The organism is Anaerophilus nitritigenes, from assembly GCF_004138215.1.
Taxonomy (GTDB): Bacteria; Bacillota; Clostridia; order Peptostreptococcales; family Thermotaleaceae; genus Anaerophilus; species Anaerophilus nitritogenes.
Map to the genome: position 1 here is coordinate 18,991 of NZ_RYYS01000107.1, position 12,913 is coordinate 31,903.

General features: G+C 30.9%; 10 protein-coding genes. All 10 read left to right on the forward strand.

The window, feature by feature from the left end; genetic code table 11:
* The first annotated feature begins 20 nt into the window (after window positions 1–20).
* Window positions 21–968: a ribose-phosphate pyrophosphokinase gene (locus tag EK368_RS14490; RefSeq protein ID WP_129600896.1), complete on the forward strand. Its 948-nt coding sequence runs from the start codon at window positions 21–23 to the stop codon at window positions 966–968.
* Between the two features lie 82 nt (window positions 969–1,050).
* Window positions 1,051–3,045, forward strand: coding sequence for a methyl-accepting chemotaxis protein (locus EK368_RS14495; RefSeq protein WP_129600897.1), 1,995 nt, complete (start codon window positions 1,051–1,053; stop codon window positions 3,043–3,045).
* A 42-nt stretch (window positions 3,046–3,087) separates the two neighbouring features.
* Window positions 3,088–3,645: an aminoacyl-tRNA hydrolase gene (gene pth / locus EK368_RS14500; RefSeq protein WP_129600899.1), complete on the forward strand. Its 558-nt coding sequence runs from the start codon at window positions 3,088–3,090 to the stop codon at window positions 3,643–3,645.
* Between the two features lie 71 nt (window positions 3,646–3,716).
* On the forward strand, window positions 3,717–7,226 hold the full coding sequence (gene mfd / locus EK368_RS14505) for a transcription-repair coupling factor (RefSeq protein WP_243109438.1): 3,510 nt from the start codon (window positions 3,717–3,719) through the stop codon (window positions 7,224–7,226).
* Window positions 7,227–7,270: 44 nt separating this feature from the next.
* The gene (locus tag EK368_RS14510) at window positions 7,271–8,227 is read left to right on the forward strand and encodes a peptidylprolyl isomerase (RefSeq protein ID WP_129600900.1); all 957 of its coding nucleotides are present in this window, start codon (window positions 7,271–7,273) and stop codon (window positions 8,225–8,227) included.
* Between the two features lie 164 nt (window positions 8,228–8,391).
* Window positions 8,392–8,943, forward strand: coding sequence for a stage V sporulation protein T (gene spoVT / locus EK368_RS14515; protein ID WP_129600902.1), 552 nt, complete (start codon window positions 8,392–8,394; stop codon window positions 8,941–8,943).
* Between the two features lie 143 nt (window positions 8,944–9,086).
* The gene (locus EK368_RS14520) at window positions 9,087–10,694 is read left to right on the forward strand and encodes a putative polysaccharide biosynthesis protein (RefSeq protein ID WP_129600904.1); all 1,608 of its coding nucleotides are present in this window, start codon (window positions 9,087–9,089) and stop codon (window positions 10,692–10,694) included.
* A 19-nt stretch (window positions 10,695–10,713) separates the two neighbouring features.
* Window positions 10,714–12,177 carry a bifunctional methyltransferase/pyrophosphohydrolase YabN gene (yabN, locus tag EK368_RS14525; protein ID WP_129600906.1) on the forward strand — a complete coding sequence of 488 codons (1,464 nt, stop codon included), beginning with the start codon at window positions 10,714–10,716 and terminating at the stop codon, window positions 12,175–12,177.
* A gap of 84 nt (window positions 12,178–12,261) precedes the next feature.
* The gene (locus tag EK368_RS14530; protein WP_129600908.1) at window positions 12,262–12,540 is read left to right on the forward strand and encodes an HU family DNA-binding protein; all 279 of its coding nucleotides are present in this window, start codon (window positions 12,262–12,264) and stop codon (window positions 12,538–12,540) included.
* A gap of 44 nt (window positions 12,541–12,584) precedes the next feature.
* The gene (locus tag EK368_RS14535; RefSeq protein ID WP_129600910.1) at window positions 12,585–12,827 is read left to right on the forward strand and encodes an RNA-binding S4 domain-containing protein; all 243 of its coding nucleotides are present in this window, start codon (window positions 12,585–12,587) and stop codon (window positions 12,825–12,827) included.
* Window positions 12,828–12,913: the final 86 nt, after the last annotated feature.

Genomic DNA, 12,913 nt, shown 5'->3' on the forward strand with positions numbered 1-12,913 from the left:
AATGATAGGGAGGATTACAAATGAATATCAATGGACAAGAAATAAAAGTTTTTGCTGGAAATGCTAGCAAAGATCTAGCCCTTAAAATTTGTGAATGTTTAAATACAAAACTTGGGGATGCAGAAGTTGGGACATTTAGTGATGGAGAGATTACAGTAAACATCAATCAAACTGTAAGAGGGGCAGATGTATTTGTAGTACAATCTACTTGTGCACCAGGGAATAAAAATTTAATGGAGCTTCTTATTATGATTGATGCATTTAAAAGGGCTTCAGCAGGAAGAATTACAGCCGTAATGCCTTATTATGGATATGCAAGACAAGATAGAAAAGCAAAAGCCAGAGATCCAATTACTGCAAAGCTTGTAGCAGACCTTTTAACTACTGCAGGAGCAGATAGAGTTTTAACAATGGATTTACATGCTGCTCAAATTCAAGGATATTTTAATATTCCAGTAGATCATCTTTTAGGGGTTCCTATCTTAGCAAAATACTTTAAACAGTTAAATTTAAAAGATTTGGTTATTGTGTCTCCAGATCTTGGAAGTGTTACAAGAGCAAGAAACTTTGCTAATATATTAGATGTAAATATTGCTATTATTGATAAAAGAAGACCAAAGGCAAATATTTCAGAGGTTATGAATATTATAGGAGATATTAAAGATAAAAATGTAATTTTAGTAGATGATATGATCGATACTGCAGGAACTATTACACAAGGAGCAAAAGCGTTAAAAGATTTTGGAGCAAAGGAAGTATATGCATGTTGTACACATCCAGTTTTATCAGGACCAGCTATGGAGCGTATTAAGGATTCTGTTATTAAGGAGCTTGTAATATTAGATACTATCTCATTACCTAAAGAAAAACAACTAGAAAATATTCATACTTTATCGGTAGCACCAATTTTTGCAGAAGCCATCAAAAGAATATATGAAAATGTATCTGTAAGCAGATTGTTTGATTAAAAAAGTGGAGTTTTATCCACTTTTTTAATATATAATTATCAAAAAAATATATATTTTATAAGTTATGGGGGAGGAATAGGGAATGAAACAAAGTCTTCAAAGAAAGCTTATGACTGCATTTATTTTTTTGATTGTAATATCTATGAGTGCTGTAAGTATAAGTTCTTTTACATCTTCTGCAAAAATTATGAAAAATGAATTAAAAAGTAGTACATCATCTACTATTCATGAAGTAGAAAATATGATAGATACTTACTTAAGAAATATTGAGGAAAACATTTTCATGTTTTCTATTCATCAAGATGTATCTTCTGTATTATCTGGAGAAGTAGCAATACAAAGAACAATAAAGTCTTTTGAAGAATACGGAAAAACTCATCCAGATGTATTAAGTATCTATATGGGTACATCAGATAAAAAATTACTAGCTTATCCAATAGAAACAGATATGCCAGAGGGGTGGGATCCTACTACAAGACCTTGGTATCAAAGGGCGGTAGAGACTGGTAAAGTGATTTGGGAAGATCCATATAAGGATGATGATACGGAAAAAATCGTAGTTACAGCTGCCAAGTCGGTTTATGATCAAAACAATCAATTAGTAGGAGTAGTAGCAATAGATCTTACATTAGATAAATTATCAAGTGTCATAGAAAATATCAAAGTAGGACAAAAGGGATATGCATTTTTAGTAGATAATAAAGGCAATATTTTAGCTCATAGAGATCGAAATTTTTTAGAAAAAACTATTCCAGTAAAAAAATTAGCAGAGGAAGTTTCCAAAGGAGGAAGTAATACTGTAGATTATGAGCAAGAAGAAAATGGGAAAATTCAAAAAAAATTTGCTACTTTTATTACATTAGAGAGAATGGGCTGGAAGCTTGTAGGAAATATGTATGAAGATGAAATTTATAATAATTATAAAGTGCTCCTTGTTTCTATTCTAAAAATTAGCTTCATTACATTTATTGTAGGTATAGGTATAGCTATGATTGTTTCAAAAGGAATTACAAACTCACTAAAAGTATTATCAATGAATATGGAAAAGATAAAAGAAGGAGATTTATCTGTTGTCTGTTGTATAGATTCAAAAGATGAAATAGGAAAACTTGCTCAAAATTTCAATTTTATGATTAAAGGATTAAAGGAATTAGTAGGACAAGTAACAACACTAAGCAATAGTGTAAAAGAGTCTGCAGTGACGCTTGCCCATACTTCAGATGAAACAAGTTATTCTACAGAACAAGTGGCAAAAGCAGTAGATGAAATTGCTCAGGGAAGTTCAGAGCAGGCCATAGAAACAGAAAAAGGAGTCTGTAAGGTTTCTCAAATTGCAAATAAACTACATATACTTAAGGGATACACAGAAGAAATGCTCAGAGAATCTGAGATTGTACAAAAATCAAATGAAAATGGAATTCAAACAGTAAATGTTTTGAAAGAAAAAACACAGATCAATTATGAAGTTACAGGAAGAATTGTAAGTGCTGTTGAAAAACTAAGTATGGAATCACAAAATATACATGCTATATTAGAAACTATTAATAATATTGCACAACAAACAAATTTATTGGCTTTAAATGCAGCCATTGAAGCAGCAAGAGCAGGAGATGCTGGCAAAGGCTTTGCTGTAGTGGCAGAAGAAATTAGAAAGTTAGCAGAAGAATCAGCTAACTCAACACAAGAAATTAAACAAATGATTCAAAATATCCAAAGTTATACGCATTCTACTGTTTCTTTAATTGAAGAAGTCAAAAAAGGAAATAAACATGAAGTAGGTGCAGTAAAAGAGGTAAATGAATCGTTCCAAGAAATTATAGGAGCTATTGAAAAGATTCAACAGAGAATAAAAAATATAAGTGGATATACAGTAGAAATCAACGAAGATGGTCAAAATATAGTATCTTCTATACAAACTATATCTAGTGTGTCTGAAGAAATGGCAGCTTCATCACAAGAAGTAAGTGCTTCTATGCAACAACATTCTTCTACAATGGATGAAGTTTCTTCTGTAGCAGATCACTTAAAGACATTGAGTGAAGATTTAGAACAAGCATTAAATCAATTTAGAATATGATATAATATGTAAGAACGTATATAGAAAGAAAGGATGCAGAATATGATTGTTATTGTAGGACTAGGGAATCCAGGAAAACAATATGAGAAAACTAGGCATAATGTAGGTTTTGATACAATAGATTATCTATCGGATGAACATAATATTGCTATGAATAAAGTAAAATATAAGGCTATTGTTGGAGAAGGAAATATTTTGGGTAAAAAGGTAATGCTTGTAAAACCTCAAACTTATATGAATCTCAGTGGTAGAAGTGTTATGGAGATTGTGAATTTTTACAAACTAAATGTAAAAGATCTTATTGTAATTTATGATGATATTGATACAGAGGTAGGAAAATTAAGAATCAGACAAAAAGGAAGTGCAGGAACTCACAATGGAATGAAATCTATTATATATGAAATTCAATCGGATCAATTTCCTAGAGTAAGAATAGGAATAGGAAAATCTACTTATGGAGATTTAGCAGACTTTGTACTGAGTAAATTTTCAAAAGAAGAAAGAATATCTATTGATGAATCTATTCAAAGGGCTTCACAGGGGGTAGAGACTTTTATCAAAGAAGGAATAGACGTAGCTATGAATAGATATAATGGATAATAAAAGAAGTTATTAGCCCAGATGAAGATCTGGGCTATAGGTATTTTGAAAATTTGAAGGATGTGAGGAGTTTGCAGACAAATATTTTTTTACAAATTATAAAAAATTTAAGAGAATATAAAGAGCTTAAAGATGGCATCGAAAAAGGTAATTATCCAATTCGTATAAATGGCCTTATGGATGCTCAAACTGCTCATATGGTATTTGTATTGAGTAAAGTTTATAAAAAACAATCTTTGATTATTACTTCTAATGAATATGAAGGAAAAAAGATTTATGAAAATCTAAAATTTTTTAGGGATGAGATATATTTTTATCCAACAAAGGAACTAATTTTTTATAATTATGAAGCTCATAGTCATCAAAGACTTGAGGAAAGATTAAATGGGATGATTCAACTTCTTCAAAATCCAAACTGTATTGTAGTGGCCCCTATTGATAGTGTACTTTATCCTATTATGCCAAAAGATGAATTTGGGAAAAAATCTAGTAAACTTGTATATGGACAAGTGATTGAACTGACAAAAGTAATGAGAGATTTTATAGATTTAGGATATGAAAGAGTAGATATGGTAGAGGCAAAAGGACAATTTAGTGTAAGGGGAGGAATCATAGATTTCTTCCCTATTACTACTGAAAATCCTTATCGAATAGAATTATTTGATGATGAAATTGATTCTATAAGAGTTTTTGACATTCACACTCAGCTTTCTATAAAAAATGAAAGAGAAGTATATATTCCACCAGCTCAAGAAGTCTTATTTAGTCAGGAAGTAAAAAAAACTTCTATAGAGAAGATACAAAAGGAATTAAAACAACATATCAAAAAATTAAAAAAAGAAGAAAAAAATAAATTAGAAGAAAAGATTAACAGTTTTTTAGAAGGATTACAAATGGAAGATCATCCTCAAGGGTTTGAAAATTATTTAAATTATTATTATAAAAAACTGGATTTTTTAATAGATTACATAAAGAAAGAAGCATTTATTTTTATAGATGATCCTTCTAGAATGAAAGAAAGAGCAACTACAGCGTACAAAGAATTTACAGACTCTTTCAAAGAGCTTTTACAAAGAGGAGCAGTTCTTCCTACACAGGTAAATATGATGAGTAGCTATGAAGATTTTTTATTCTCATTAAAAGAAAAAAATGTATTTGTACTTAGTAGCTTGCCACAAAATATACCTGATTTTTTACCTAGAAAAATTGTAGGATTTTCTACCAAAGCACCCTCTGCTTTTCATGGTAAAATGAATTTATTTGCCCAAGAATTAAAAACTTTAAAATATAAGGGTTATAAAACCATATTACTTTGTGGAACAAAAGAAAGAGGAAATAGGTTAGAGCAGGAATTAAAGGAACAAGGCATAGAATGTACTTATTTAGATGATCTAAATCATTCTATTGAGTCAGGGCAAATATTTATTTTACAAGGAAACTTAGGAAAAGGATTTGAATATGTTTCAAACAAATTTTTAGTTATTACAGAAGATGAAATATTTGGTAACCCTAAACGAAAAAGAGCTTCTAAAAAAAGAAAAGATGGACGTCCTATTAAATCTTTTATGGATTTAAGTGTAGGCGATTATATAGTTCATGAAAATCATGGAATAGGAAAATATGTAGGAATAGAACAATTAAAAGTAGAAGGTGGAAAAAAAGATTATTTAAAGCTAAAATATTCTGGAGAAGACCTCTTATATGTTCCTATTGAGCAAATGGATTTGGTTCAAAAATATATTGGAGCAGATGGAACAGGTCCAAAGCTTAACAAATTAGGAGGAGCAGAGTGGAAAAAGACTAAGGCAAAGGCAAAAGGCGCTATTGTAGATATGGCAAAGGATTTGCTAAAATTAAGTGCCATTCGTCAAGGAGCAGAGGGATATGCTTTTGCAGAAGATACACCTTGGCAAAGGCAGTTTGAAGATAGCTTTCCCTATGAAGAAACTCCTGATCAACTTCGTTGTGCTGAGGAAATAAAAAAAGATATGGAAAAATCTATTCCTATGGATAGGCTTTTATGTGGAGATGTAGGTTATGGAAAAACAGAAGTAGCCATAAGAGCAGCTTTTAAATGTGTTATGGACGGAAAGCAAGTGGCTGTATTAGTACCTACCACTATATTGGCTCAACAACATTATAATACATTTTTAGATCGATTTAAAAGCTTTCCAGTTGAAATTGAAATGCTTAGTAGATTCAAAACAGGAAAAGAACAAGATAAAATTATGGAAAAAGCAAAGATAGGATCTGTAGATATTATAATAGGGACTCATAGAATTCTTTCAAAAGATATTGTATTTAAAGATTTAGGTCTTTTGATTATTGATGAAGAACAAAGATTTGGTGTTCAACACAAAGAAGCCCTAAAGTATCTGAGGAAAAATGTAGATGTATTGACTCTAACGGCTACCCCAATTCCTAGGACACTACATATGTCTTTGATTGGACTTAGAGATATGAGCGTCATAGAAGATCCTCCTGAGGAGAGATATCCAGTCCAAACTTATGTCATAGAACAAAGCGATGACGTAGTAAAAGATGCAATTTTTAGAGAAATGGGAAGAGGAGGACAAGTTTACTTTGTATTCAATAGAGTAATAGGAATCCAGAAAATGGCTTCTAAAATACAAAGCCTGATCCCTGAGGCGAAAATTGCTGTAGGACATGGACAAATGAGTGAGAGACAGCTTGAAAAAATTATGTTAGGATTTATGGATGGAGAATATGATGTTTTAATTTGTACTACGATCATTGAAACTGGATTAGATATATCTAATGTAAATACCATTATTATTCATGATGCAGATAAGATGGGATTATCACAACTCTATCAGTTGCGAGGGCGTGTAGGAAGATCCAATCGATTGGCATATGCTTATCTTACTTATGAAAAGGATAAAATTTTAACGGAAGTAGCTGAAAAGAGATTAAGAGCGATTAAAGAATTTACAGAGTTTGGTTCAGGTTTTAAAATTGCTATGAGGGATTTAGAAATAAGAGGAGCAGGAAATCTTTTAGGGGGAGAACAACATGGACATATGGAATCTATTGGATATGATTTATATTGTAAACTCTTAGAAGATACAGTTAGAGAAATGAAAGGAGAACAAATACAAGAAAATATAGAAACATCTATAGAAATTAATGTAAATGCTTTTATTCCAGAAGGATATATTTTAAATGAGAATCATAAATTAGAGTTATACAAAAAAATTGCATCTATAAAAGATAAACAAGATGTAGAGGATCTAGAACAAGAGATTGAAGACAGATTTGGGGATATTCCAAAGGCTGTTATGAATTTGGTTGCTATTGCTCATATAAAAGCTATGGCTCAAAAAATAGGAATTACTCGTATTACAGAGACAAAAATGCATGGAAAATTAGAATTTCATGTTTCAAGTAAAATAAATCCTTTTATGATTAGTGAGATGGTTGAGGAATATGGAAATAGAGTGTATATAAATGCAGGAAATACTCCATATATAAAGTTTAGATATTCTACATTAGAACAAAGAATTAGGGAGTTACAAAATTTTCTAGAAAAAATTAGTAGTTTGCAGAAAGACAAAATTTAGATATAATGGACTTTAGGAAGAAATTTAGATAAGGAGAGGATGTCGTGAAACATATAACAAAGAATATGAAAAGTTTTTTAGTACTTATTTTAGCTGTGACATTTATTATTTCAGGATGCAGTACGCAAGGATCAGGGATTAGCAAAAAGGATGCAGTTGCTAAGATAGGAAATGAGTTTATTAGTTTAGAAGCATACAATAAAAAGCTTACATTGATTAAAAAAGATATTGAACGTATGTATGGAGATAAAATTTGGAGCATGGATTTAAATGGAAAAACATATCTTCAGGCAGTACAAGAGACAGTTCTAGATCAAATGATTGATGAAGAAGCTATTATCCAGTATATAAAAAAAGAAAATATAAAAGTAGATGACAAGGAAGTAGAAGAGCAATACAAAGCTTATATGGAAGGAATTAAAGGACAAAAGGAAGCGGAGACTTTTTTAAAGGAATTAAAGGATAATGGAATTGACGAAGCTTTCTTAAAAGATCAAATGAAGACAGATTTTTATGTAGGAAAATTTCAGGAAAAAGTAATGGAAAAACTAAATATTACAGATGAAAAAGTAAAAAAATACTTTGAGGATCATAAAGAAAAATATATAAAAGATAAAACAAAAGCAAGTCATATTTTAGTAGATAGTGAAGAGACAGCAAAAGAAGTTTTAAATAAAATCAAAAATGGAGAAGATTTCGCAAAACTTGCACAAGAATATTCAAAAGATGGATCTGCTCAAAGTGGTGGAGATTTAGGGGTATTTCCTAAAGGAAAAATGGTTCCAGAATTTGAACAAGCGGCTTTCTCATTAAAAGATGGAGAAGTAAGTGATATTGTAAAAAGTCAATTTGGATATCATATTATAAAAGGATATAGTATAAAATTTGAGGATGTATCAGATCAAATTAGAATGGAAATGATGCAAACTGGATTTAAGGATGAATTAGAAAAAATTAAAACAGACTTAAAAGTTGAAAGGTATCCTGAAAATATAAAATAATAATAATATAAAAAACAACTTTCGAAAGAAAGTTGTTTTTTTATGGAAACTTTTTTAAATGAAAAATTTCCATGGATGCATAAAAAAAGTATCTTAGTAAATAATAAGCTTACACAAATATTTACAGTATCACTTTATACCAAGGACATTAGGAGGGAAAATAAGTGAAAGCGACAGGAATAGTTAGAAGAATTGATGATTTAGGTAGAGTAGTGATTCCAAAGGAAATCAGAAGAACTTTAAGAATAAGAGAAGGAGATCCATTAGAAATTTTTACAGATAGAGATGGAGAGGTAATTCTTAAAAAATATTCTCCTATAGGAGAGTTAAATGAGTTTGCAGTAGAATATGCTGAATCTTTGTATGATGCATTAGGTCATATAGCAGTGATAGCAGATAGAGATACTATTATTGCTTTAGCAGGAGGATCTAAAAAGGAGTTTCTAGAAAAAAGAGTTAGCAAATCATTTGAAAAAGCAATGGAAAATAAAAAATCAGTACTTATTACAGAAAAAGATAACATATATCCTTTGACAGCAGATGGATCAGATGAAAATAAATATACATCACAAGTTATTGTTCCTATCATGACGCAAGGAGATGGCATTGGAGCAGTGGTGCTTTTATCTAAAGACCCAGATAAAATATTAGGGGAGTTAGAAATAAAAGTTGCAGAAACTGCTGCAAATTTCTTAGGCAAACAAATGGAACAATAAAGAGGAATAATAAATAAAATATTTTGTAGTAGCCTTTTGGCTACTACTTTTGTATTTTGTTGATAAATTACTTTCAAACAATTCTATTTCTGATATAATAGATTTGTTCAAAGTCCAAAATCAACTGTATTGGAGGAAAATTTATGAGTAGTAAATCATTTTTAAAAGGAGCTGCTATCCTTGGAATAGCAGGTATTATTGTAAAAATAATGGGGGCATTTTTTAGGATTCCCCTTGGAAATATGATAGGAGAAGAAGGAATGGGATATTATCAAGCATCTTATCCTATCTATGTATTTTTACTTACCATATCTACTGCAGGAATTCCTACAGCTATATCAAAGTTGGTTTCAGAGAAAAATGCAATAGGAGATCGATATGGAGCCCATAGAGTTTTTAAAGTTTCTTTTATTCTTCTCTTAGGAATTGGAATTGTTACTTCAGCTATATTATTTTTTGGAGCAAAGATTATTGTAGGATTTATTAAAAATGAAGGAGCTTATTATTCTATGATAGCTATTGCTCCAGCGTTGTTATTTGTTCCTATTATGGCTGCTTTTCGTGGATATTTTCAAGGACTTCAAGATATGATGCCTACTGCAATATCTCAAATCATCGAACAATTTGGAAGGACGGTAGTCGGGATTATTTTAGCTATTGTCCTTTTAAAAAGAGGAACTGAAGTTGCAGCAGCAGGAGCGTCTTTTGGAGCAGCAGCAGGAGCTATCACAGGAGCTTTGATGATCATTTTTATTTATTATAAAAGAAGAAATAAGATTATGTATGAAATAAGTTTAAGACCTAGAGGGCATGAAGAGGCTGCAGGAAAAATTTTAGCCAAAATTTTTACTATAGCAGTGCCTATTACTATAGGGGCAGCAATACTTCCTATTATGAATATGATTGATGTAGCTATTGTTATGAGAAGACTTCAAGCTATTGGATTTTCGCCAGAAGATGCAAATGGATTATATGGTCAATTAACAGGAATGGCAGCACCACTTATTAATTTTCCACAAATTATTACGGTAGGACTTGCAGTGAGTCTGGTTCCAGCTATATCTGATGCTAGTCAAAGAAAGGATATGAAGCTTGTAAGAGAAAATGTATTAATAGGAACGAGAGTATCCTTACTCATAGGGCTTCCAGCTGCTATAGGGCTTGTTGTATTGGCAAAACCGATTATGCTACTACTTTTCCCATTGAGAATAGAAAGTGCAATAAGTGCTTCTGGATCATTAGCTATTTTAGGTTTTGGAGTAATTTTTTTAACACTTGTACAAACATTTACAGGCATTTTACAGGGATTGGGAAGACCTACTATACCAGTAACTAATTTGTTTATTGGCTCTATTTTCAAAATTTTAGCAACTTATTTTTTAACGGCTATTCCAGATTTAAATGTAAAAGGAGCAGCTATAGGAACTGTAGCAGCTTATATGGTAGCAGCTGTTCTTAATTTCTTTGCAGTGAAAAGGTTAACGAAAACAAAATTTAGTGTAATGCAGTTTTTTGTAAAACCTATTATTGCAGTTGGGGCAATGGGTATATCTGTTTTATTTGTATATACTAGATTTATAGATATATTGGGAAATAGAATTACAACAGTTGCAGCAGTAGGAGTAGGAGCGTTGATTTATGGAATTATGTTGATTGCAACGGGTAGTATTACAAAAGATGACTTTGATATTTTACCAGGAGGAAGTAAAATAGGAAAAATCTTGAGTAGTATAGGATTACTTAGGAAATAATAAAATAGGAGGTGGTGCTATGCATACTCTTACAATCATAGGATTAGGACCTGGGAGCAGAGAATATTTGACTTTAGGAGCTTTTGAAAAAATGAAGCAAACAAATAAAGTATATCTTAGAACGAATAAGCATCCTGTAGTATCTTTTTTAGAATCAGAAGGAATTTGTTATGAAAGCTTTGATTTTTTCTATGAAAAAGAAGAAAATTTTTATAAGGTTTATGAAAGTGTTGTAAATTCACTAGTAGATATGGTACAATCAGAGAATATTATTTATGCCGTTCCAGGAAGTCCATTTGTAGCAGAAAATACAGTACAAATGCTTATGAAGGAAGCACAAAAAAATAAATTTTTATTGGATTTCATTCCTTCTGTAAGTTTTATAGAGGCACTTTTACATACCTTGAGAAAGGATCCGATCACTGGTCTTAAAATCATTGATGGATTAGGCTTTGATGAGCAAATAGATATACAAACGGATACGATTATTACACAAGTATACAATCAATTTGTAGCTTCTCAAATAAAGCTAAAATTAATGGAGTATTATCCAGATGAACATCCTATTATTGTAGTGCATGCAGCTGGAATTCCTAATGAGGAAAAAATACAAAATATTATGCTGTATGAGTTAGATCGTATTCCTTGGTTAGATTATCTTACAAGTGTATATATTCCTAAAATAGAAGGAAGAATAAGAAAAAAATACGAATTAAAAGATCTTATGAAAATTATGGGACGCTTAAGAGGAGAAGATGGATGTCCTTGGGATAAAGAGCAGACTCATGAAAGTTTAAAGCCTCATTTGATAGAAGAAGCTTATGAAGTTTTAGAGGCCTTAGATCAAGAGGATATGGTTCTTTTAGAAGAAGAATTAGGAGATTTGTTATTACAAGTTGCATTTCATGCACTACTTGCTTCTGAAAAAGAAGAATTTGATATGGATGATGTGATCAAAGGAATATGTACCAAGTTAATTTATAGACATCCTCATGTATTTAAAGATGTAGTGGCAGAATCTAAAGATGATGCTATAAAAAGCTGGGAAGATATGAAGAGAAAAGAAAAAAATATAAAGACTTATACACAAGGACTTAGAAGAATTCCAAACCATCTTCCGTCACTGATAAAGAGTTATAAAGTTCAAGGAAAAGCAAAAGAAGTAGGATTTGATTGGGATCGTGTAGAAGATGCTCTAAAAAAAGTAGAAGAAGAATATAAAGAGCTTTTAGAGGTATATAATACTGGAGAAAATGAAAAAATAAAAGAAGAAGTAGGAGATTTATTATTTGCAGTAGTAAATGTAGCAAGATTTTTAGAAATCAATCCAGAGATTGCTCTAAATAATACTGTAGAAAAATTCATTTCTAGATTTTCTTTTATAGAAGAAAATGCAATCAAAAATGATAGAAAGTTAGAAGAAATGTCTCTTGAAGAAATGGACGAACTATGGAATTTGGCAAAAATACATAAAAAAAGATAAAAAAACATTAGTAAAGTAGAAGGATTTTTCAATAAAAGGGAGAATATGCTTATACGTATTCTAAATATCAAGGAGGTAATAATTGTGAATAAAGCTGAATTAGTTGCTAGCATGGCAGAAAAGTCAGGGCTTACAAAGAAAGATGCAGAAGCAGCATTAAATGCATTCATTAACAGTGTAGAAGAAGCTCTTGCGCAAGATGATAAAGTTCAATTAGTAGGATTTGGTACTTTTGATGTAAGAGAAAGAAAAGCAAGACAAGGTAGAAATCCAAGAAATCCTGAACAAGTAATAGATATACCTGCTTCAAAAGCACCTGTATTTAAAGCAGGTAAAGCATTAAAAGATATGGTGAACGCTTAACAAAAAAGCAGCTAGTCTGCTTTTTTAATTTAGGAGAGAATAAAATGCGTTTAGATAAATTTTTAAAAAATTCAAGACTTATAAAGAGAAGAACAATTGCCAAAGAAGCTTGTGATCAAGGAAGAGTTAGTATTAATGAAAAAGAGGCAAAAGCGTCTACAGAAGTGAGTGTTGGAGATAAAATTGAGATTACCTTTGGAACGAGAACTACAAAGGTAGAAATAATAGACATTTCTGAACATGTAACAAAGGATTTGGCAAAAGAAATGTATAAGATTATAGAATAGTACCTAACTCAGGTACTATTTTAGTTTTTTGGCTCTATGTCAATAGTTGGGGTGGGATTGTTCATAATCCTGCTCCATTACTTTAT